This window comes from Jannaschia marina, from assembly GCF_013404595.1.
GTDB lineage: Bacteria > Pseudomonadota > Alphaproteobacteria > Rhodobacterales > Rhodobacteraceae > Jannaschia > Jannaschia marina.
Genome location: NZ_JABVAX010000003.1, coordinates 360,110 through 380,115, shown reverse-complemented (window position 1 = coordinate 380,115; position 20,006 = coordinate 360,110). Strand labels below are relative to the sequence as shown.

General features: G+C 67.5%; 20 protein-coding genes and 1 tRNA gene. 16 read left to right on the top strand and 5 right to left on the bottom strand.

The window, feature by feature from the left end:
- Positions 1-601: 601 nt before the first annotated feature.
- Positions 602-686, bottom strand: a tRNA-Leu gene (locus tag HSX43_RS08265).
- Positions 687-745: 59 nt separating this feature from the next.
- Entirely contained in the window at positions 746-1,594 is an 849-nt protein-coding gene (ypfJ, locus tag HSX43_RS08260) for a KPN_02809 family neutral zinc metallopeptidase (protein WP_179379629.1), read from the bottom strand.
- A 68-nt stretch (positions 1,595-1,662) separates the two neighbouring features.
- On the opposite strand from ypfJ, the gene HSX43_RS08255 reads away from it, so the two are divergent.
- Positions 1,663-2,241 carry a YqaA family protein gene (locus HSX43_RS08255; RefSeq protein ID WP_179379628.1) on the top strand — a complete coding sequence of 193 codons (579 nt, stop codon included), beginning with the start codon at positions 1,663-1,665 and terminating at the stop codon, positions 2,239-2,241.
- Entirely contained in the window at positions 2,238-2,714 is a 477-nt protein-coding gene (locus HSX43_RS08250) for a disulfide bond formation protein B (RefSeq protein WP_235962563.1), read from the top strand. The genes HSX43_RS08255 and HSX43_RS08250 overlap by 4 nt, the downstream gene beginning before the upstream one ends.
- A gap of 10 nt (positions 2,715-2,724) precedes the next feature.
- On the opposite strand, the gene HSX43_RS08245 is transcribed toward HSX43_RS08250, so the two are convergent.
- On the bottom strand, positions 2,725-2,988 hold the full coding sequence (locus tag HSX43_RS08245) for an usg protein (protein WP_179379626.1): 264 nt from the start codon (positions 2,986-2,988) through the stop codon (positions 2,725-2,727).
- Between the two features lie 203 nt (positions 2,989-3,191).
- Here HSX43_RS08245 and gyrA point away from each other — a divergent pair, with 203 nt between their 5' ends.
- The 4 genes from gyrA to gluQRS all read left to right on the top strand — a co-directional run bounded on the left by gyrA (position 3,192) and on the right by gluQRS (position 9,239).
- Positions 3,192-5,954: a DNA gyrase subunit A gene (gyrA, locus tag HSX43_RS08240; protein WP_179379625.1), complete on the top strand. Its 2,763-nt coding sequence runs from the start codon at positions 3,192-3,194 to the stop codon at positions 5,952-5,954.
- Positions 5,955-6,126: 172 nt separating this feature from the next.
- On the top strand, positions 6,127-6,981 hold the full coding sequence (locus HSX43_RS08235) for a LysR family transcriptional regulator (protein WP_179379624.1): 855 nt from the start codon (positions 6,127-6,129) through the stop codon (positions 6,979-6,981).
- A gap of 87 nt (positions 6,982-7,068) precedes the next feature.
- Complete coding sequence (gene trmFO / locus HSX43_RS08230) at positions 7,069-8,418, top strand: methylenetetrahydrofolate--tRNA-(uracil(54)-C(5))-methyltransferase (FADH(2)-oxidizing) TrmFO (RefSeq protein ID WP_179379623.1); 1,350 nt, start codon at positions 7,069-7,071, stop codon at positions 8,416-8,418.
- Positions 8,415-9,239 carry a tRNA glutamyl-Q(34) synthetase GluQRS gene (gene gluQRS, locus HSX43_RS08225; RefSeq protein WP_179379622.1) on the top strand — a complete coding sequence of 275 codons (825 nt, stop codon included), beginning with the start codon at positions 8,415-8,417 and terminating at the stop codon, positions 9,237-9,239. The genes trmFO and gluQRS overlap by 4 nt, the downstream gene beginning before the upstream one ends.
- Before the next feature lie 73 nt (positions 9,240-9,312).
- Here the strand turns inward: gluQRS and HSX43_RS08220 are convergent, their stop codons facing one another.
- Entirely contained in the window at positions 9,313-10,473 is a 1,161-nt protein-coding gene (locus HSX43_RS08220; protein ID WP_179379621.1) for a M20 aminoacylase family protein, read from the bottom strand.
- A 56-nt stretch (positions 10,474-10,529) separates the two neighbouring features.
- On the opposite strand from HSX43_RS08220, the gene mazG reads away from it, so the two are divergent.
- From mazG to HSX43_RS08170, 10 genes are all read left to right on the top strand, one after another.
- Positions 10,530-11,363 (top strand): nucleoside triphosphate pyrophosphohydrolase, encoded by an 834-nt coding sequence (gene mazG, locus HSX43_RS08215; RefSeq protein WP_179379620.1) that lies wholly within the window; start codon positions 10,530-10,532, stop codon positions 11,361-11,363.
- 191 nt (positions 11,364-11,554) lie between these two features.
- Positions 11,555-12,493: a nucleoside hydrolase gene (locus tag HSX43_RS08210; protein WP_179379619.1), complete on the top strand. Its 939-nt coding sequence runs from the start codon at positions 11,555-11,557 to the stop codon at positions 12,491-12,493.
- Between the two features lie 21 nt (positions 12,494-12,514).
- Positions 12,515-13,903 (top strand): protein adenylyltransferase SelO, encoded by a 1,389-nt coding sequence (locus HSX43_RS08205; protein WP_179379732.1) that lies wholly within the window; start codon positions 12,515-12,517, stop codon positions 13,901-13,903.
- Positions 13,904-13,939: 36 nt separating this feature from the next.
- Positions 13,940-14,347 (top strand): Fur family transcriptional regulator, encoded by a 408-nt coding sequence (locus HSX43_RS08200; RefSeq protein WP_179379618.1) that lies wholly within the window; start codon positions 13,940-13,942, stop codon positions 14,345-14,347.
- Positions 14,348-14,422: 75 nt separating this feature from the next.
- On the top strand, positions 14,423-14,704 hold the full coding sequence (locus HSX43_RS08195; protein WP_179379617.1) for a PilZ domain-containing protein: 282 nt from the start codon (positions 14,423-14,425) through the stop codon (positions 14,702-14,704).
- A gap of 163 nt (positions 14,705-14,867) precedes the next feature.
- The gene (locus HSX43_RS08190; RefSeq protein ID WP_179379616.1) at positions 14,868-15,746 is read left to right on the top strand and encodes a DMT family transporter; all 879 of its coding nucleotides are present in this window, start codon (positions 14,868-14,870) and stop codon (positions 15,744-15,746) included.
- Between the two features lie 53 nt (positions 15,747-15,799).
- The gene (gene eno / locus HSX43_RS08185; RefSeq protein WP_179379615.1) at positions 15,800-17,077 is read left to right on the top strand and encodes a phosphopyruvate hydratase; all 1,278 of its coding nucleotides are present in this window, start codon (positions 15,800-15,802) and stop codon (positions 17,075-17,077) included.
- A gap of 88 nt (positions 17,078-17,165) precedes the next feature.
- Positions 17,166-18,020 carry a DMT family transporter gene (locus HSX43_RS08180; RefSeq protein WP_179379614.1) on the top strand — a complete coding sequence of 285 codons (855 nt, stop codon included), beginning with the start codon at positions 17,166-17,168 and terminating at the stop codon, positions 18,018-18,020.
- Positions 18,017-18,445, top strand: coding sequence for a cupin domain-containing protein (locus HSX43_RS08175; RefSeq protein ID WP_179379613.1), 429 nt, complete (start codon positions 18,017-18,019; stop codon positions 18,443-18,445). Before HSX43_RS08180 ends, HSX43_RS08175 begins: the two co-directional genes overlap by 4 nt.
- A 7-nt stretch (positions 18,446-18,452) precedes the next feature.
- Positions 18,453-19,376 (top strand): hypothetical protein, encoded by a 924-nt coding sequence (locus HSX43_RS08170; protein ID WP_179379612.1) that lies wholly within the window; start codon positions 18,453-18,455, stop codon positions 19,374-19,376.
- On the opposite strand, the gene HSX43_RS08165 is transcribed toward HSX43_RS08170, so the two are convergent.
- On the bottom strand, positions 19,349-19,966 hold the full coding sequence (locus HSX43_RS08165) for an HNH endonuclease (protein WP_179379611.1): 618 nt from the start codon (positions 19,964-19,966) through the stop codon (positions 19,349-19,351). The genes HSX43_RS08170 and HSX43_RS08165 overlap by 28 nt on opposite strands.
- Between the last annotated feature and the right edge of the window lie 40 nt (positions 19,967-20,006).

Below are 20,006 nucleotides of genomic sequence, written 5' to 3'. Positions count from 1 at the left end.
CTATCGTGTACCCAATCGTCCGGCAAAGGACGAAACCGCACCGGCAAACCACTTGACCGGTGCCCGCACATCGCAGGCGGCATCCATTCGGATGCTCACAAGTGCGGCCGCCCCCGTGGCCAGCAGACATCACCCCCCAGTTGGGCGTAGGCAAGTCTTAGCCGATGCGGGTGCTGCGGGAAAGAGGATTGAGGCATAAAACGGAACGTCGCGAACGATTCTGGACAGATTTGAGAGAGATTCGTTCCGACTTTGCCTAAAAGGTCATCACTGGTGTTTCCGGACGCGAAACAGTGCTGAAAGGTCGGCCTGATGACGTAAGGTCAAAAAAATGAGTTTAAATCAGTAAAACATTGTCGAAATTATAATATTTCCTCTCGGGAGAACGTTCGAATTTGTTACGACGCAGTTCGATCGTCGCCGATCCAGAACCGAAATGTGGCACTTTCCAGACCACCCGAAAATGCTCTGTTTCGGCCTGCGCGACGATGCATTCCTACAACGGTCCACAAATTCGACACAAAAACGACACAAGAGGCGAATCGTGCAAATGCCGATCCAGGGCCCTCTCGGGCGGGAATCCGCGACAGTCGAAGATACCTGGTACCCGTGGCCGGACTCGAACCGGCAAGCCTTGCGGCGGCGGATTTTGAATCCGCTGCGTCTACCAATTCCGCCACACGGGCCCGTCCAGCAGGTAGTGGGATGGCCCTAGCCGCGCGCTCCGCCGAGGTCAATCGCGCGCTCAGAGGCGGTCGGCCGAAAAGGTGTCGCAGTCGCGCAGATCGCCGCTGTCGTAGCCGCGCGCGAACCAGCGCACCCGCTGTTCCGAGGTGCCGTGGGTGAAGGTATGCGGCATGGGCACCCGACCCTGGCTGCGCTGGATCCGGTCGTCGCCGATCTGGCGCGCGGCGTTCACCGCCTCCTCGAGGTCGCCGCGCTCCAGACTGCCGAACCGCTCCTGCGCGGCGCGCGCCCAGATACCGGAGTAGCAGTCGGCCTGAAGCTCGATGCGCACCGAGATGGCGTTGGATCGCTCCTGAGAGGACTGCATGCGGATCTGGTTGGCCTGCCCGAGGATACCCAGCTCGTTCTGGACGTGGTGGGCCACCTCATGGGCGACGACATAGGCCGCCGCGAAATCGCCCCCGGCCCCGAGCTGCCGCTCCATCGTCGTGAAGAACGCCGTGTCGAGGTAGGCCTTGCGATCCGCCGGGCAGTAGAACGGTCCCGTCGCCCCCGACGCCCCGCCGCAGGGGCTTTGCGTCACCCCGGAAAAGAGCACGAGCGTCGGTGGGCGATAGGCCTCGCCGACCTGACGGCGGAAGATGTCGCTCCAGACCTCCTCGGTGTCGGCCAGCACGACCGAGACGAACTGAGCTTCCCGCTCCTCCTGGGCGGTGATCGCGCGGTCCTGCGGGGCCCCGCCGCCGCCGCCCGACAGAAGCGGCGAGACGTCGATCCCGAAGACCCAGCCGAAGACCAGAACGATCAGAAGCCCGCCGATGCCGAGACCGCCGACCCCGGCACCGCCGCCGCGGCGGCCGCGACGGTCTTCGATGTTGCGGCTTCCCCGACGTCCCTGCCAGCGCATCATGGCCTCCCTTGGCGGTTGCACCCGAACCCGCTTGACCCTGCGACGGTTCCATGGGACCGGCAAGCATGATCCGCAGCCTCTACGACTGGACACTTTCCTGGGCCGCCCATCCCCGCGCCATCTGGGTGCTGGCCTTCGTGAGCTTCGTGGAGAGTTCGATCTTCCCGATCCCCCCCGATATCATGCTCATCCCCATGGTCCTCGCTGCTCCGACGCGCGCCTGGTGGATCGCTTTGGTCTGCACCGTCTCGAGCGTCGCGGGGGGGCTGGCGGGCTATGCGATCGGCTACTTCGCCTTCGAGACGATCGGGGAGCCCGTCCTGACCGCGCTCGGCAAGGCCGACAGCTTCGCCGACTTCAGCGGGCACTACAACGACTGGGGGGCGTGGGCGGTGCTGATCGCCGGTGTCACGCCCTTCCCCTACAAGGTCATCACCATCCTTTCGGGCACGACACAGCTCTCGCTTCCGGTCTTCATTGTCTCGAGCATCGTGGCGCGCGGCCTCCGCTTCTTCGTCGTCGCCGGGCTGCTATGGGCGTTCGGCGCGCCGATCCGCGATTTCATCGAACGGCGGCTGGGGCTCGTCTTCTCGGTCTTCATCGTCGCGCTCGTCGGCAGTTTCGCCTTGCTGAGGCTCATATGAAGCGGATCCTGTCGCGTCCTCTGATCGCGCTGGCCACCGCCGGGCATATCGGCCTGCTGGGCGGAGCCTTCCTCTTCCAGCTCGCAGGCTACGCGCCCTGCGCGATGTGCCTCTGGCAGCGTTGGCCCCACGGGGCGGCCATCGTGCTTGGCGTGATCGCGCTTTCGGGTGTGACACCGCGGCTGCTGGCGCTCGGTGCGGGCCTCGCCGCCCTCGTGACGAGCGGCCTCGGCTTCTTTCACGCAGGTGTGGAACAGGGTTGGTGGCAGGGTCCGAGCTCCTGCTCGGGCGATGGCGGCGGGCTTGCCGGGCTCTCGGGAGCGGATCTGCTCTCGACCGAGGTGACCGATACGGTGGTCATGTGCGACGATATCGTCTGGCAGTTCGGGCTGACAATGGCGGGCTGGAACGGCGTGCTGTCGCTCGGTCTCGCGGTCCTCTGGGTCGTGGCTGCCCGCCGACCCGAAGCCTGAGCCGGGGGGCTCAGTTCAGACGCAATTCACCCACGACGTTGCGCCATTCGCCAGCGGCGATCTGGCGGCGGTGGGTGAAACGGACGGAATGGAGGGGGCCGTCGATCTCGCGCTGCCAGAACTCGATGAAACCGAAGAGCTTCGGGTGATCGGGTGCGATGTCGTACCCCTGCCAGATGTAGCTGTTGAGCACGTGGGGATGGTCGGGCATGTGGTAGAACATCTCGGCCAGCGTGAGGCCGTAGCCGCGGAGCATCATGTCGGTCTCGGTCATCGTCGCGCACCTCCTGCTCCAAGCCTGCGCTACAAATCCGAAGATTCAATTAAAACAGCCTGTTGGCACTCGCACCCGTGGCTGCAAGGCGTTTGGGCAACACCCGCGGCCGATGCGCCGGAACATCGGCGTTGAGGCCATATGCGGGGGATGATAGACAGTCGGGCAACCAGATATAGATCCGAGCAAGGGCGCAGAATCGCATGAACGACGAGCCGCAAACCCCTGAGAACGAAGACGAAGAGCCCAAGCGCGAGGTGATGGCACACGATGGGCCGCAGGTGAGCATCATCGACGAGATGCGCACGTCCTTCCTCGACTACGCGATGTCGGTCATCATCTCCCGCGCGATCCCCGACCTGCGGGACGGATTGAAGCCGGTGCACCGGCGCATCCTCTACGCAATGCACGAGACGGGGAACACGCACGAAAAGGCATACCGAAAGTCTGCGCGCCCCGTCGGCGACGTCATGGGCAAGTACCACCCCCACGGGGACTCTGCGATCTACGAGGCGCTCGTGCGCATGGCGCAGGATTTCTCCATGTCGCTTCCGCTTCTCGACGGTCAGGGCAACTTCGGCTCGATGGACGGCGATAACGCGGCGGCGATGCGCTATACCGAAGTGCGGATGGACAAGCCCGCGGCCTTCCTCCTTTCGGATATCGAGAAAGACACCGTCGACATGGTGCCCAACTACGACGGCAAGGACATGGAGCCCTCCGTCCTGCCGGCGCGCTTCCCGAACATGCTGGTCAACGGTGCGGGCGGCATCGCCGTCGGCATGGCCACGAACATCCCGCCCCACAACCTGGGCGAGGTGGTCGATGCCTGCCTGCACCTGATCGAGGAGCCGGACGCCAGCGACGAGGCGCTGATGGAGATCGTGCCCGGCCCGGACTTCCCGACGGGCGGGATGGTCCTGGGGCGGTCGGGCATCCGCAAGGCTTACCTCGAGGGCCGGGGCAGCGTCATCATGCGCGCCCGCACCCGCGTCGAGGAGATCCGCAAGGACCGCTATGCGATCGTCATCGACGAGATCCCCTACCAGGTGAACAAGGCCACGATGATCGAGAAGATCGCCGAGGCCGCAAAGGAGAAGCGTATCGAGGGCATCGCCCACGTCCAAGACGAGAGCGACCGCGTCGGCGTGCGCGTCGTCGTCGAGCTGAAACGCGACGCGACCGCCGAGGTTGTGCTAAACCAGCTGTTCCGCTTCACGCCGATGCAGACGAGCTTTGCCTGCAATATGCTGGCGCTGAACGGGGGCCGCCCCGAGCAGCTGACCCTGCGCCGGTTCCTGACGGCCTTCCTGCAGTTCCGCGAGGAGGTTATCGCGCGGCGCACCGCCCACGACCTGCGCAAGGCCCGGGAACGCAGCCACGTGCTCTGCGGCCTGGCGGTCGCCGTGTCGAACGTCGACGAAGTCGTGCGCACGATCCGGGCGAGCGCGGATGCGGCCGAGGCGCGCGAGAAGCTGATGTCCCGTCGCTGGCCTGCCGAGGAGATCGCGCCCTTCATCCGCCTGATCGACGATCCAACCCATACGATGAACGACGACGGCACCTACAACCTCTCGGAGACGCAGGCGCGCGCCATCCTCGAGCTGCGGCTGCAGCGACTGACGCAGATCGGGGTGAAGGAGGTCACCGACGAGCTGGAGGAGCTGGCGGGCAAGATCAAGGATTTCCTCGAAATCCTCGGAAGCCGGGCGCGCATCCTCGAGATCATCTCGACCGAGCTGCGCGAGGTTCGGGAGCAGTTCGCCGTGCCGCGGCGCACCGAGATCACCGAGTGGTCCGGCGACATGGAGGACGAGGACCTCATCGAGCGCGAGGACATGGTCGTGACGATCACCTCCTCGGGCTACGCCAAGCGCACGCCGCTGGCCGACTTCCGCGCGCAGAAGCGCGGCGGCAAGGGCACGGCCGGCATGGCCACGAAGGAAGAGGACGTGGTCACCACGCTCTTCGTGGCGAACACGCATACGCCGCTTCTCTTCTTCACGACCGACGGGATGGTCTACAAGCTCAAGACCTGGCGGCTGCCGCAGGGCGGGCGCACGGCCAAGGGCAAACCGCTGGTGCAGCTTCTGCCGATCGACCTCGGAACCGGCATCGCCGCGATCATGCCGGTCGACCGGGACGAGAAGGATTGGGACGAGTTGCAGGTCGTCTTCGCAACCGACCGGGGCACGGTGCGGCGCAACAAGCTCAGCGATTTCGCCAACGTCATGCGCAACGGCAAGATCGCCATGAAGTTCGAGGGCGAGACCGAGGGCTGGAAGCTCATCAACGCGCGCATCGCCTCGAACGACGACGACGTGATGCTGGTCAGCCGCTCCGGCCGCGCAATCCGCTTCCCCGCGACCGACGTGCGGGTCTTCAACTCGCGGGCGTCGACGGGGGTGCGGGGCATCAGGCTGGGCGAGGACGACGCCGTCGTCTCGATGGCCGTGATCCGCCATTTCGACGCGACGAGCGACGAGCGCGCGGCCTATCTCAAGATGCGCCGTGCGATGGCCGGTCTGGCGGACGACGCCGAGGTGGATACCGACGAGGAAGGCGACGCCAATGCTGCCCTGCCGCAGGAGCGCTACGCCGAGATGTCGGCCGCCGAAGACCTGATCGTGACGATCACCGAGGGCGGCACCGGCAAGCTCTCCTCCAGTCACGACTATCCGGTGCGCGGACGTGGCGGCATGGGTGTCGGCGCGCAGGACAAGGGGGCCCGCGGCGGCCCCATCGCGGCGGCCTTCCCCGTGGAGATGGACGACCAGATCATGCTCGCGACGAGCACTGGCCAATCCATCCGCTGCCCGGTCGACGGCATTTCCTTCCGCTCGCGCAGCGCGGGCGGCGTCCGTGTCTTCAACACGAAGGCCGGCGAGAAGGTCGTGACCGTGGCCCGCGTCGCCGACCGGCAGGACGACGGGCCGGAGGAGCCCATGCCGACGGACGAAAGCTAGGCCTGCCCTCGTCCCGCGCCTTCCTTCGCCACCCGGCGCGGGACCGCACCTCATTCGCGCCAAGACGGCTTTGCCCAAATGCAACTTTAGGGTGGAAGTTGGGCCTGTTTTCGCGCTATGGTGGTCCCAGATGTCGTCCCGTGGCGGGGAACGGGGCGATACGGAGGTACACATGACTCTCGACAATTGGGACGATCTTAAGTTCGTTCTGGCCATGACACGGCACGGAACGATGTCCGCTGCCGCACGCTATCTCGACACGAACGTCGCGACGGTTTCACGACGGCTCGACCGGCTGAGCCAGGATCTCGGCCTTGCGCTCTTCGAAAAGCGGGGAACCGGCTTCGTCGCCACCCGCGCCGCGGAGCGCCTGTCCGTCGTGGCCGAGGATCTCGACCAGAAGCTGCGCGCCGAGATTTCGGGCATGACCGCCGGCCACGAGGGGGCGTCCGTCCCGATCGAGATCGCCGCGCCGCCCGCCGTCCACAAGCATTTCGTCCTGCCGCGGACGGGTGAGTTGGCCGAGTATCTGCCGCAAGTGCTGTTGACGCTGACGGATAAGGTGTTTTCCCAGGGTCTGGGAGAAGCTGACATCCAGGTCCGCATCGGACGCCCCGAAGGTGGGCGGCTCAAAGCACGGAAGTTCTGCGACTACGCCCTCCGGGTCTACCACGGCAAGAACCACAAGATGAACGGGGACTGGATCGGTCTGTCGCAACGCTACCCCGACGCCGATCTCGCCCGCGAGATCTACACCGACGCCCATGTCCGCCCGCGCTACCGCGTGGAGGAGATGCCGATGGCGCTCGACATGATCTGCGAAACGGGGCTTCCGGGGCTCCTGCCCGATTTCATGGTACAGCCGCACCACGAGCTGGTGCTGGCCGACCTGCCCGGCAACGAACGCGTGGGCGAACTCTGGATCACCTACCACGAGACCCGGCACAGCGACACGACCCTGCGGTCGGTCGTGGACTGGTTCTGCAATTCGTCGAACAACAACGTCCTGAAGATGGCGAGCGAATAGGCCGCCATCCATCCGCGACGTCAAGCCGCCGCCCGATGCCCGGACGGCGATTTGCTTTCGGAGGTGCGCGCGGCCTATGAGAGCGGCATGACAGAGACACTTCACATCATCGGTGGCGGCATGGCCGGATCCGAAGCGGCGTGGCAGGCGGCCAACGCAGGCGTGCGCGTCGTCATCCACGAGATGCGGCCCACCGTCGAGACCTTTGCGCACCGAACCGGGAGCCTGGCCGAGATGGTCTGCTCCAACTCCTTCCGCTCGGACGACGACAAACAGAATGCCGTGGGGCTCCTCCATTGGGAGATGCGCGCCGCCGGCGGCCTCATCATGGAGATGGCCGATCGCCATCGCCTGCCGGCCGGCGGCGCGCTTGCCGTCGACCGCGACCCCTTCGCCGAGGCCGTGACCGAGCGCCTGCGCGCGCATCCGCTGGTCGAGATCGTGGAAGAGGAGGTCACCGCCCTGCCCCGGGACGGCCATTGGATCGTGGCGACCGGACCGCTGACCGGGTCCGGGCTGGCGGAGGCCATCGCGGCGGAGGCGGGGCAGGAGAGCCTGGCCTTCTTCGACGCCATCGCCCCAATCGTCCACGCCGACACGATCGACATGGAAACGGCTTGGCGACAGTCGCGCTACGACAAGGGCGAGACGGAGGACGAGCGCACCGCCTACATCAACTGCCCGATGACCAAGGATCAGTACGAGGCCTTCATCGACGCGCTGCTCGCCGCCGATAAGACCGAGTTCAAGCCCGGCGAAACGGCGGGCTACTTCGACGGCTGCCTGCCCATCGAGGTCATGGCCGAGCGTGGGCGCGAGACGCTGCGCTTCGGGCCGATGAAGCCTGTGGGCCTCACGAACCCCCACGCGCCCAAAGAGAAGCCCTACGCCGTGGTGCAGCTGCGCCGGGACAACGCGCTCGGCACGCTATACAATATCGTGGGCTTCCAGACCAAGATGAAGTACGGCGCGCAGAAGTCTGTTTTTGCTATGATTCCGGGCTTGCAGGAGGCCGCCTTCGCGCGTCTCGGCGGGATCCATCGCAACACCTTCATCAATTCGCCCACGCTCCTCGACGCGGATATGCGGCTCCGCTCGAAGCCGCATATCCGCTTCGCCGGTCAGATCACCGGGGTCGAGGGCTACGTCGAAAGTGCCGCCATGGGTCTGCTCGCCGGGCGCATGGCTGCAGCCGAGATCGAGGGCGGTCAGCTGCCACCCGTGCCCGAGACGACGGCCATGGGCGCGCTCGTCACTCACATCACGGGCGGAGCGGATGCGAAGACGTTCCAGCCGATGAACGTGAATTTCGGGCTCTTCCCCCCGGTCGATGCGCGCGGCGGGCGCAAGGGGCGGCAGGTGCGCTACAAGATGTATACCGACCGCGCCAAGGCCGACTGGGCCGACTGGCTGGGGCACCGCGCCGCCGCCGAATGAGGACGCGCTTCGCGCCTTCGCCGACGGGACCGCTGCACCTGGGGCACGCCTGGGCCGCGCTCATGGCGCATGAGTCGGGTGAGATGCGGCTCCGGATCGAGGACATCGACCAGAGCCGGGCCCGCCCGGACTGGGAGGCGGCGATCTACGATGACCTGCGCTGGCTCGGGCTGGACTGGTGCGCGCCCGTCCTGCGCCAATCGGAGCGGATGGCGGCCTATGCGTCGGCGCTCGACCGGCTCTGGGCGATGGGCGTTCTCTATCCCTGTCATTGCAATCGGCGCGACATCCTCGCGGCGGCGTCGGCACCACAGGAAGGTGCGCCGCTGACCGGGCCGGATGGCGTGATCTATCCCGGCACCTGCCGGGACCGGTCGCGGACCGGTCCGCGACCGGCGGGCACCGCGCTCCGGCTGGATTCAGATGCCATCTGCGATCTCATCTGGACCGAAGCCGGTCTGACGAAGGAGATGCCGGCCACGACCTACAGGGACGGCATCGGGGACGTCGTCGTCGCCCGCCGCGACATGGGCACCTCCTATCATCTCGCGGTCGTTGTCGACGACGCGGCGCAGGGGATCGACCTCGTCACGCGAGGCGAGGATCTGGCCGAGGCCACGCCCATACATGTCGCGTTGCAGGGCCTGCTCGGACTGCCCGTCCCGGCGTTCCGCCACCACGACCTCGTGCGGGACGGTGCCGGCAAGCGGCTGGCGAAGCGCGACGACGCACGCTCGATCGCCAGCTACCGGGAGACGGGATGGACTGCGGACACGCTGATCGCCCGGCTCCGGCAGAGCCGGATCGCGCCGGAGGTCTGACGCACGCCGTCATCCCGGACCTGATCCGGGATCTCTTCGCGGCCGGCGACCCCGGATCAGGTCCGGGGTCGCCCTACAACGGCTGCGCCGTCTCCACCACGCGGGCGAAGAAGCTTGCGCCGAGCGGTGCGATGGCGTCGTTGAAATCGTACTCAGGGTGGTGGAGCACCGGCCCCTCGCCCGCCCCGAGGAAGAGATAGGCCCCCGGCCGCGCCTGCAGCATGTAGGAGAAGTCCTCCGCGCCCATCTCCTTGCCCGTCTCTGGCGTGACATGCGCCTCGCCCACCACATCGGCGGCCACGCGGGCGGCGAAGGCGGCCTTCTCCGCGTCGTTCACCGTCGCCGGGTAGCCCCGCTCGTAGCGACAGGTCGCCTCCACGTCGTAGCTCGCCGCCTGCCCGGCGACGATCTGCTTGAGGCGACGTTCGACCATATCCTGCACCTTCGGGTCGAAGGTGCGCACCGTCCCTTCGAGGTAGGCCGTGCCGGGAATGATGTTGTCGGCCGTGCCGGTGTGGATCTGGGTCAGCGAAACGACGAGTTCGTCGAGAGCGTAGTGGTTGCGCGAAACGATCGTCTGGATCGCCTGCCCGATCCCGAGCGCGGCGACGACCGGATCCTTCGTATCATGCGGCATCGCCCCGTGGCCGCCGCGCCCGGTGATGTCGATGTGAAAGGTGTCGACCGCCGCCATGATCGGCCCGGGCGCGGTGAAGAACTCGCCTTCGGCGAAGTTCGGGGCGTTGTGGATGCCGTAGACCTCGGCGATGTCGAAGCGGTCCATCACCCCTTCCTTAACCATGACGTCGGCCCCGCCGCCGCCCTCCTCGGCGGGTTGGAAGAGGAGCGCCACGCGGCCTTTGAAGTTGCGCGTCTCGGCCAGATACTTCGCCGCGCCGAGGAGCATCGTGGTGTGGCCGTCATGGCCGCAGGCGTGCATCTTTCCCGGGGTCTCGGAAGCATGTGCCACGCCCGAGGCCTCCTCGATCGGAAGGGCATCCATGTCGGCGCGCAACCCGATCGTCGGCCCCTCCCCCTGCCCCTCGATGATGGCGACGATACCGGTCTCGGCGATGCCCTCGTGGATCTCCTCGATGCCGAATTCGCGCAGCTTCCCGGCGACGAACCCGGCCGTCTTGGGAAGGTCGAACTGCAGCTCGGGGTTGCGGTGCAGCCACTGGCGCCACGCGCGCATCTCGGGCTCCATCGCGGCGATCGAGTTGATGACGGGCATGGGCTGTCCTTTTCGCTGGGCTGCTGCCAGACAACACCCGGAACGGAGGAATGTGAATGGCCGATACGCGCAAAGACGAGATCTGCACGACACCGGGCGGCGGGCTGCCACGCCTCCTCGCCATCATGGCGCGGCTCCGAGACCCCGAGACGGGCTGCCCTTGGGACATCGAGCAGGACTTCGCGTCGATCGCCCCCTACACGATCGAGGAAGCCTACGAGGTGGCCGACGCGATAGAGCGCGGGGCCTGGGACGAGCTGGAGGGCGAGTTGGGCGATCTGCTCCTGCAGGTCGTCTATCACGCGCAGATGGGCGCGGAGGGCGGACGCTTCGACTTCCACTCCGTCGCCGAGCGCGTGGCGCAGAAGATGATCGACCGCCATCCGCATATCTGGGGCGACGCCAGCCGGGAGAAATCCGCCGCCGAGCAGGTCGCGGACTGGGAGGCGGTGAAGGCGCAGGAGCGCAAGGGGCGCACGCTTGACGGAGTGGCGCTCGGTCTGCCGGCGCTTCTCCGGGCGGTGAAGTTGCAGAACCGCGCCGCGCGCGTGGGCTTCGACTGGCCCGAGACGGCTCAGGTGCTCGACAAGCTGCAGGAAGAGGCGCGGGAACTGGTCGAGGCGCGCGATCGGCTCACCGCCGCGGAGGTCGAGGAGGAGATGGGCGATCTGCTCTTCGTCGTCGCCAACCTCGCCCGCCATCTCGGTGTCGACCCCGAAGGGGCTCTCCGGGGTGCCAACGCGAAATTCACGCGACGCTTCGAGGCCATCGAGGACGCGCTCGCCGACGAGGGCCGCACGCCCGCGCAGTCCGATCTCGCCGAGATGGATGCGCTCTGGGAAGCCGCGAAGGCTGGCGAAAAATTGCCCGATTCAAAAAGTCGGGATTGACCCCGGATTTCCAATCGGATTTCAGTCGCCGCGTCGGACCTTATCCCCTGGCGGAGCCCGCACCCGTGGACTCCGTCCCGACATCTGCGGCACCCGGACATTCCGGGTGTCGCGCCATTGAAGCGAAGGTCATTCGATCAAGTCCGCGCCGCGCTCTGGACATTCCGGGGCGCGGTGCTTTTCTGTGAGCCATGGCGCGCAAGATCATCATCGACACCGATCCGGGGCAGGACGACGCCGTCGCGATCCTGCTTGCCCTCGCCTCGCCGGAGCTCGACGTGCTCGGGGTCACCGCGGTCGCGGGCAATGTGCCGCTGGAGCTGACGGCTAAGAACGCGCGCATCGTCTGCGAACTGGCCGGGCGGCCGGACGTCAAGGTCTTCGCCGGCTGCGACCGCCCCCTCGCGCGCGATCTGGTGACGGCGGAGCATGTCCACGGCAAGACCGGGCTCGACGGCCCGGTCATGGCCGACCCGACGATGCCACTGCAGGCCGAGCACGGCGTCGACTTCATCATCGAGACGCTGCGCCGCGAACCCGCGGACAGCGTCACGCTCTGCCCGCTCGGGCCGCTGACGAACATCGCCACCGCCTTCGAGCGCGCGCCCGACGTCGTGTCGCGCGTCGCGCGTATCGTTCTGATGGGCGGGGCCTATTTCGAGGTGGGCAACATTACACCCGCCGCCGAGTTCAACATCTACGTCGACCCGGAGGCGGCCCGCGTCGTCTTCGGGTCGGGCGTACCGCTCACCGTGCTGCCGCTTGACGCGACGCACAAGGCGCTGACGACGGCCGACCGCGTCGCCGCCTTCCGCGATCTCGGCACGGAGGTCGGGCGGATGGTCGCGGAGTGGACCGATTTCTTCGAACGTTTCGACAAGGAGAAATACGGCTCCGCCGGCGCGCCGCTGCACGACCCCTGCGTGATTGCCTGGCTCTTGCGCCCGGAGCTCTTCTCGGGGCGCGAGATCAATGTGGAAATCGAGGTCGACAGCCCGCTCACCCGCGGCATGACCGTGGCCGACTGGTGGCGCGTGACCGACCGTCCGGCGAATGCGCTGTTTATCGGGGATGTGGACGCGGGCGGGTTTTTCGATTTGTTGACGGAACGATTGGCCCGGCTCGGCTAGCGGGCTTTGGAGACCGAAGAGATGTTCGCTTTCGACAATTCCTACGGGCGTCTGCCCGACCGGTTCTACACGCGCATGGCCCCGACGCCGGTGGCGAAACCCGGCTGGGTCGCGTTGAACGAGGGGCTGGCGCGGTATCTGGGGCTCGATCCGGCGGCCCTGCGCGGATCGCTCGACATCTTTGCGGGCAACCGCGTGCCCGAGGGAGCCGACCCGCTGGCACAGCTCTACGCGGGGCATCAGTTCGGCGGCTGGTCACCGCAGCTGGGCGACGGCCGCGCGATCCTGCTGGGCGAGCACGTGACCGACGGTCGACGCGTCGACGTGCAGCTCAAGGGCTCGGGCCCGACACCCTATTCCCGCATGGGCGACGGGCGGTCGGCGCTCGGGCCTGTGCTGCGGGAATACATCGTCTCGGAAGCCGTGCATGCCCTCGGCGTGCCGACCACCCGCGCCCTCGCCGCCGTGACCACCGGAGAGACCGTCCTGCGGCAGGAGGGGCCGATGCCGGGCGGCATCCTGACCCGGATCGCCGCGAGCCATATCCGCGTCGGGACGTTTCAGGTCTTTGCGAGCCGCGACGACGTGGAGGGGCTCCGGGCCCTTCTCGACCACGCCATCGCCCGCCATGCGCCGGAAGCCGAAGGCCCGATGGGCCTTCTGCGCCACGTCATGGCGGCGCAGGCGCGGCTCGTCGCGACCTGGATGGGCCTCGGTTTCGTCCATGGGGTGATGAACACCGACAACATGACGCTTTCGGGCGAGACGATCGACTACGGCCCCTGTGCCTTCATGGAAGCCTATCATCCCGAGACCGTTTTCAGCTCGATCGACCAGTTCGGGCGGTACGCGTGGAAGAACCAGCCGGACATCGCACTCTGGAACCTCGCGCAGCTGGCAACCGCGCTCCTGCCGCTGATGAGCGACCGGGCCACTGCGGTAACGGAAGCGACCGAGGTGCTCGAGGGGTTCCGTGACCTCTATGCGGCGGAGTGGACACGGGTCATGGCAGCGAAGATCGGCGTGGATGACATGAACCTCGCCATGGAACTCCTTGATATCATGTCGGAGGGACAGGAGGACTTCACCAATACCTTCCGCGCGCTCACCGACGCGCCCGAGACGGCGCGCGATGAGATGACGAACCGCGAGCGCTTCGACGGCTGGCTCGCCCGCTGGCAGGCCACCGGCCCGGATCGCGCGGGAATGGCCCGGGCGAACCCTGTCGTGATCCCGCGCAATCATCGGGTCGAGGCGGCGATCGCCGCGGGCTACGCGGGCGACTTCGCACCCTTCGAGGCGCTGAACGCCGTGCTCGCCGCGCCCTACGAGGCCACCGAGGCCAACGCCCCCTACCGCCGACCGGCCACCGACGGCGAGCGCGTGACACGCACCTTCTGCGGGACGTGATTGCCCCGCGCGCCCGCGGGGGCTAGGGACGACAGCATGACGACGACGATCCTCGACCGTTGCGAAGCCCGCGGGCTGCGCGTGACCGGCCAACGCCGGACCATCGCTCAGGTGCTCGAAGACGCGGAGGATCACCCGGACGTGGAGACGATCCATGCGCGGGCCAGCGCCCTCGATCCGAACATCTCGGTCGCCACGGTCTATCGGACGGTGAAGCTCTTCGAGGAGGCGGGCATTCTCGAGCGGCGGGAGTTCGGCGACGGGCGCGCGCGCTACGAGGACGCGGAGCGGGAGCATCACGACCATCTCATCGACCTTCAGACCGGCGAGGTGATCGAATTCGTCGATCCCGAGATCGAAGCCCTGCAAGAGCGGATCGCCGCGCGCCTCGGCTACGAGCTCAAAGGCCATCGGCTGGAGCTCTTCGGGACGCGGCGGCGGTGAGTTTCGCGACGCGGCTCAACGGTTTCTTAGGGTTTCTCAGGTCAGGCTGGCGATGCCGCAAACCGGAGAATCGCCATGCAGTACCGTGCTCGCCGTATCCTGTCCGAGTCGCAGATCACCGTGGAGATCGCGGGAACGCGGCGCAGCGTCTGGCTCCTCGATGTGTCGGAGACGGGGATGAAGATCGCATTGGCCGGAAGCCTCCCGCCCGGCACGCCGTTGAAGGTGGAGGCGGCGCGTATATCTCTGGCCGCCGTCGTGCGCTGGTCGGACGAGCGGGCGGTGGGCGTCGAACTCGACCGCGGCCTGAGCACCGGCGAAGTCGCGGAGTTGAGCGGACTGGCCTGGGCCGTCTGACAACGATATCGGCCTGCCGCCTCGTTTCGACGCGGGAGCAGGACATTCGAACCGGAACACCTGCTGCGCGGTCGACCACCGACCGGAACGCCGCCATCGCGCCGGGCGGACGACCGGCCATGTCGGTCCCGAACGCCCCGACCGACCGGCCGGGATTGCACGGATGACCGAAACCGCCCGGGGCGCGATGATGATGATCGCCGCGATGGCCTGCTTCGCGGTGGAGGACGCCTTCATCAAGGGGCTCGCCGGGGTCTTCTCGCCCGCGCAGATCATCTGGATGCTCGGCCTCGGCGGCACGCTCGCGTTCGCGGTCTGGCTCGCGCTGTCCGGCAAGGGGGCCTGGTCACCGCTCTATCTGCATCGCCGCGTACTGCTTCGATCGGTCTTCGAGGTCTTCGGCACGCTCTGCTTCGTCTCGGCCTTGGCCGCGATCCCGCTTGCCCTCGCATCGGCGGTGATCCAGGCGACGCCGCTCGTGGTCGCCATGGGGGCCGCGCTCTTCCTCCGGGCGCGCGTGGGCTGGCGGCGGTGGCTCGCCATCCTGATCGGCTTCGGCGGTGTCCTCGTCATCCTGCGGCCCGGAGGCGCGTCCTTCGACCAGGCGACGCTCCTGGCGGTCGGCGGGATGCTCGGCCTCGCCGCCCGCGACCTCGCCACCCGGACGATGCCGGCCGAAATCTCGGGCGCGCGGCTTTCGCTCCATGCCTTCGCGGCGCTCGTTCCCGCGGGCCTGATCCTCCAGGCGCTGAGCGGCGCGCCCGTCGTGGTGCCGAACGCGCTGCAGGCGGGCATCCTCGCGCTCTGCGTCGGCATCGGGATGCTGGGCTACCTGACGATCGTGGCCGCCACGCGCCTCGGCGACATCAGCGTCGTCTCCTCCTTCCGGTACTCGCGGATGCTCTTCGCGCTGATCGTCGGCGGCCTGGCCTTCGGCGAGCGGCCCGACCTCTGGACACTGGTTGGCGTCGGAATTGTTATCGCTACCGGCCTTTATACATTGATCCGCGAAGCCCGCCTGCGCGACGCTTCCCATGGGTGAACAGACGGGGTAGAGGGTCTGCGACAACCGCAGCCAGCCGACCCGGAGGCCCCATGTTCACCATCACCGATATCCACGCGCGCGAAATCCTCGACAGCCGCGGCAACCCCACGGTCGAGGTGGACGTCTTCCTCGAAGATGGCACGATGGGCCGGGCGGCCGTACCCTCGGGGGCCTCGACCGGTGCCTACGAGGCGGTGGAAAAGCGTGACAGCGACAAGGCGCGCTACAAGGGCAAGGGCGTGCTGCAGGCGGTGGAAGCGGTGAACGGCGAGATCGCCGATACGATCGCCGGCTTCGACGCGACCGAACAGGAGGCCATCGACGCCGCGATGATCGAACTCGACGGCACCGACAACAAGGGGCGTCTGGGCGCGAATGCGATCCTCGGCGTCTCGATGGCGGTGGCGAAGGCCGCCGCCGATGCCAGCGCCCTGCCCTTCTTCCGCTACGTCGGCGGCACGGCGGCGCGTGTCCTGCCGGTGCCGATGATGAACATCATCAACGGGGGCGAGCACGCCGACAACCCGATCGACATCCAGGAATTCATGATCATGCCCGTCTCGGCCACGACGGTCGCCGACGCCGTGCGCATGGGGAGCGAGGTGTTCCACACGCTCAAGGGCGAGCTTTCGGCGGCGGGCCTGTCGACCGGGCTCGGCGACGAAGGCGGCTTCGCGCCCGATCTGCCCTCCACGCGCGAGGCACTGGATTTCGTTCTGAAATCCATCGAGAATGCTGGCTATACGCCTGGCGATGACATGATGCTCGCCCTCGACTGCGCGGCGACCGAATACTTCAAGGACGGCAAATACATCCTCGCCGGCGAGGGCAAGACGCTGACGTCCGAGGAAAACGTTGCCTATCTCTCCGACCTCGTGAAGGACTACCCGATCCTGTCGATCGAGGACGGCATGTCGGAGGACGACTGGGACGGCTGGGTCGCCCTGACCGAGGCGTTGGGCGACAAGGTGCAGCTCGTCGGCGACGACCTGTTCGTGACGAACCCCGCACGGCTCGCCGATGGCATCGCCAGGAAGGCCGCGAATTCGCTCCTGGTGAAGGTCAACCAGATCGGCACGCTGTCGGAAACGATGGAGGCGGTCAGCCTCGCCCATCGCAACCGCATGACCTGCGTCATGTCCCACCGTTCGGGCGAGACCGAGGACGCGACCATTGCCGACCTCGCCGTCGCCACGAATTGCGGGCAGATCAAGACCGGCTCGCTCGCCCGCTCCGACCGGCTCGCGAAGTATAACCAGCTCATCCGCATCGAGGAGATGCTGGGCGAGACCGCCGTCTACGCCGGCCGCTCCATCCTCCGCGGGTGAGCCGGCACGCCCATCCGTGACCCGGCCCGCGCCCGCAGCGCAGCCCCCGGCGCCGGCCGCTCCCCTCACGGATCGGCCGGTTCTGGGCATGGCCCTGATGCTGGGCTTCTGCGCGCTGGCCCCGCTCAGCGACGCGACGGCCAAGGTGCTGGCTGCGGAGTTCCCGATCCTGCAACTCGTGGCAGTGCGCTTTGCGGTGCAGGCCGCCGTCCTCATCCCGCTCGTCACGCTCACGGGCCGCAGCTGGCGCATGTCGCGGCTCGGGTGGCAACTCGCGGGCCTGCGGACGCTGCTCCAAGTCAGCGGCATCTGGCTGATGACGAAGGCGCTCACCTTCCTGCCGCTCGCCGATGCGATCGCCATCGCCTTCGTGATGCCCTTCATACTGCTATTGATGGGACATTTCATCCTAGGCGAGGACGTCGGACCGCGCCGCCTCTGGGCCTGTGCCATCGGCTTCTGCGGGACGCTCATGGTGATGCAGCCAAGTTTCGCCGCCGTCGGCTGGGCCGTTCTCTATCCGCTCGGCGTCGCCGTCGTCTTCGCCGCTTTCATGCTGGTGACCCGGCGCATCGCGGGCGAAGCCGATCCGATCGCGATGCAGGGCGCGTCGGGCGGCATGGCGGTCGTGGGCCTCGGCCTTCTCTACGTGCTCGGCCCCGAGATCGGGCCGCTCGCGCTCGTGGTGCCCGGGGCCGATGCCTTGCCCCTCCTGCTGGCGATGGGTCTTCTGGGGACGGTCGCGCATCTGCTGATGACATGGTCGCTGCGCTTCGCCCCCGCCTCGACCCTCGCACCGATGCAATACCTCGAAATCCCGGTCGCCGCGCTCATCGGCCTCGCGCTCTTCGGCGACTTTCCGAACCCGCTCGCCATGGCGGGCATTGCCGTGACGATCGGCACGGGGCTCTATATCCTCTGGCGCGAACGGGAGGGCACATGACGACCGCGGAGGACATCATCGAGCGGCTGGCGCTCGCACCGCATCCCGAAGGCGGCTTCTACCGCCAGACCTTCGTGTCGGAGGCCGCCCCGGGCGCACGACCGGCGGGCACGGCGATCCTGTTCCTCCTGCGGGACGGCGAGGGCAGCCACTGGCACCGGGTCGACGCGGACGAGCTGTGGTTCTGGCATGCGGGCGCGCCCCTCGTCCTCAGCGTATCGCCCGACGACGCGGGACCGGCGGTCGAGCATCTGCTTGGCCCCGACATGGCGCGGATGGCGTTTCAGGGGATCGTGCCGAAGGATCATTGGCAGGCGGCGCGCACGACGGGCGACTGGACGCTGATCAGCTGCACCGTCTCGCCCGGCTTCGACTTCGCGGGGTTCACGCTCGCACCGCCCGATTTCGACATTCCCCGCGGATGAGGCCGATATGCTGAAACCCCTTGCCCTCCTCCTGGCCCTCGCTGGCCCCGCCGTCGCGGAGGACTTCGAAACCGCCCTCGACATGTGGCTCGCGGGTGAGGACATGGCCGCGCTCGAGAGCTTCCGCACCCTCGCCGAGGCCGGGGACGTCGACGCGCAGCTCTTCCTCGGCCAGATCGCCACGCAAGCCGCCCACTGGCCCCCCGAGGTTTCCGCCCTGCCCCGCCGGGAACGCAACGCGCTGCTGCGCGCGCCGGGCGGCCTCTCGGGAAAGAGCTGGACCGCCGTCGCCGCGGAAACGGACGCCCGCGCCGCCGCGTTCGACGGGGCGACGCGACCAATCGGCAAGGGGCAGGCGCTGCTTGCTCTTCTGGAGATGGGCGAAGTGGCGACGGTCGAGGCGGCATGGCCCGGCTATATTTCTTCCGGCGACTGGACAGGCGCGCTTGCCGTGGCCACCCATCCGCAGGCCGGCGCGCGGCTCGCGGCGGCCGCGCCGGGATTGCGGCAGTTGATCGAAAACGAGATCGCAAATGTCGACCTGGATGCGCGCCGGACCGACCTCTACCCGCCCGACGCCGCCGCCGATCCCGATCGCATGGTGTCGGAAGGCGCGCGGCTCGCCGACTTGCCCGAAGTCGCGCCCTTCGTGACCTTCTGCCGCAGTGCCTGCGGCGAAACCGAAATCCCGGCCTGCGTCGGCGCGATCTTCGCCTCCGCGACGACCGATCCGGTGCAGCTTGCCCGCTCGCCCGTCGCGGGGCTGCTCGCGCCCGAACGTTACAGCGGGAGCCCGCGCGCCATGGCGGATGCCGCACGGGCCATCGACCTCACGAAGTACCTCTGGGACCAGACGGAGGAGCCCGCCATCGCGCGCCTCTCGTCCTGCGCCTGGGCGGGCGCTCAGGCCTCCAGCTCTGCATCCCAGTAGAGGAAGTCCATCCAGCTCTCGTGCAGGTAGTTCGGCGGGAACTTCCGCCCGAGGTTCATCAGCTGCGCCGCGCCAGGGCGGCAAGGTGTCTTGCGCAGGGTGAAGCCGACCTGCTTAAGCGACTTCGAGCCCTTCCGCAGATTGCAGCGCCCGCAGGCCGCGACGACGTTTTCCCAGCTGGTGACGCCTCCGCGCGCGCGGGGGACGACATGATCGAAGGTCAAATCGCCCTTGGAGCCGCAGTACTGGCAGGCGAATTCGTCGCGCAGGAAGAGGTTGAAGCGCGTGAAGGCCACGCGCCGCTGGGGGGCCACGTAATCCTTGAGGACGACGACGGAGGGGATGCGGATCTCGGTCGTGGGCGAGCGCACGACCTCCTCGTATTCCGACACGATGGTGACGCGTTCGAGGAAGGCCGCCTTAACCGCATCCTGCCAGGGCCAGAGCGAGAGCGGATAGTAGGACAGCGGGCGGTAGTCCGCGTTCAGGACGAGCGCGGGGAAGTGTTTCAGGCCCGCGGGATCGCGGGTGAATTCGGTCCTGAAGTCGGGGCCGGACCCGGTCGAGGCCCCCTGCAACAGAGCGGTCATTCCACGCCCTCCTGATTGGGGGGCGACGCGCCCGGATCTC

Excerpts from the sequence above, each read along its gene's own strand:
- HSX43_RS08170 (WP_179379612.1), top strand. The coding sequence starts at position 18,453 with ATGCTGAAACCCCTTGCCCTCCTCCTGGCCCTCGCTGGCCCCGCCGTC.
- HSX43_RS08165 (WP_179379611.1), bottom strand. The coding sequence starts at position 19,966 with ATGACCGCTCTGTTGCAGGGGGCCTCGACCGGGTCCGGCCCCGACTTC.
- trmFO (WP_179379623.1), top strand. The coding sequence starts at position 7,069 with ATGACAGAGACACTTCACATCATCGGTGGCGGCATGGCCGGATCCGAA.
- ypfJ (WP_179379629.1), bottom strand. The coding sequence starts at position 1,594 with ATGCGCTGGCAGGGACGTCGGGGAAGCCGCAACATCGAAGACCGTCGC.
- gluQRS (WP_179379622.1), top strand. The coding sequence starts at position 8,415 with ATGAGGACGCGCTTCGCGCCTTCGCCGACGGGACCGCTGCACCTGGGG.
- HSX43_RS08175 (WP_179379613.1), top strand. The coding sequence starts at position 18,017 with ATGACGACCGCGGAGGACATCATCGAGCGGCTGGCGCTCGCACCGCAT.
- HSX43_RS08210 (WP_179379619.1), top strand. The coding sequence starts at position 11,555 with ATGGCGCGCAAGATCATCATCGACACCGATCCGGGGCAGGACGACGCC.
- HSX43_RS08220 (WP_179379621.1), bottom strand. The coding sequence starts at position 10,473 with ATGCCCGTCATCAACTCGATCGCCGCGATGGAGCCCGAGATGCGCGCG.
- HSX43_RS08205 (WP_179379732.1), top strand. The coding sequence starts at position 12,515 with ATGTTCGCTTTCGACAATTCCTACGGGCGTCTGCCCGACCGGTTCTAC.
- mazG (WP_179379620.1), top strand. The coding sequence starts at position 10,530 with ATGGCCGATACGCGCAAAGACGAGATCTGCACGACACCGGGCGGCGGG.
- HSX43_RS08190 (WP_179379616.1), top strand. The coding sequence starts at position 14,868 with ATGACCGAAACCGCCCGGGGCGCGATGATGATGATCGCCGCGATGGCC.
- eno (WP_179379615.1), top strand. The coding sequence starts at position 15,800 with ATGTTCACCATCACCGATATCCACGCGCGCGAAATCCTCGACAGCCGC.
- HSX43_RS08245 (WP_179379626.1), bottom strand. The coding sequence starts at position 2,988 with ATGACCGAGACCGACATGATGCTCCGCGGCTACGGCCTCACGCTGGCC.
- gyrA (WP_179379625.1), top strand. The coding sequence starts at position 3,192 with ATGAACGACGAGCCGCAAACCCCTGAGAACGAAGACGAAGAGCCCAAG.
- HSX43_RS08195 (WP_179379617.1), top strand. The coding sequence starts at position 14,423 with ATGCAGTACCGTGCTCGCCGTATCCTGTCCGAGTCGCAGATCACCGTG.
- HSX43_RS08250 (WP_235962563.1), top strand. The coding sequence starts at position 2,238 with ATGAAGCGGATCCTGTCGCGTCCTCTGATCGCGCTGGCCACCGCCGGG.
- HSX43_RS08200 (WP_179379618.1), top strand. The coding sequence starts at position 13,940 with ATGACGACGACGATCCTCGACCGTTGCGAAGCCCGCGGGCTGCGCGTG.
- HSX43_RS08180 (WP_179379614.1), top strand. The coding sequence starts at position 17,166 with ATGGCCCTGATGCTGGGCTTCTGCGCGCTGGCCCCGCTCAGCGACGCG.
- HSX43_RS08235 (WP_179379624.1), top strand. The coding sequence starts at position 6,127 with ATGACTCTCGACAATTGGGACGATCTTAAGTTCGTTCTGGCCATGACA.
- HSX43_RS08255 (WP_179379628.1), top strand. The coding sequence starts at position 1,663 with ATGATCCGCAGCCTCTACGACTGGACACTTTCCTGGGCCGCCCATCCC.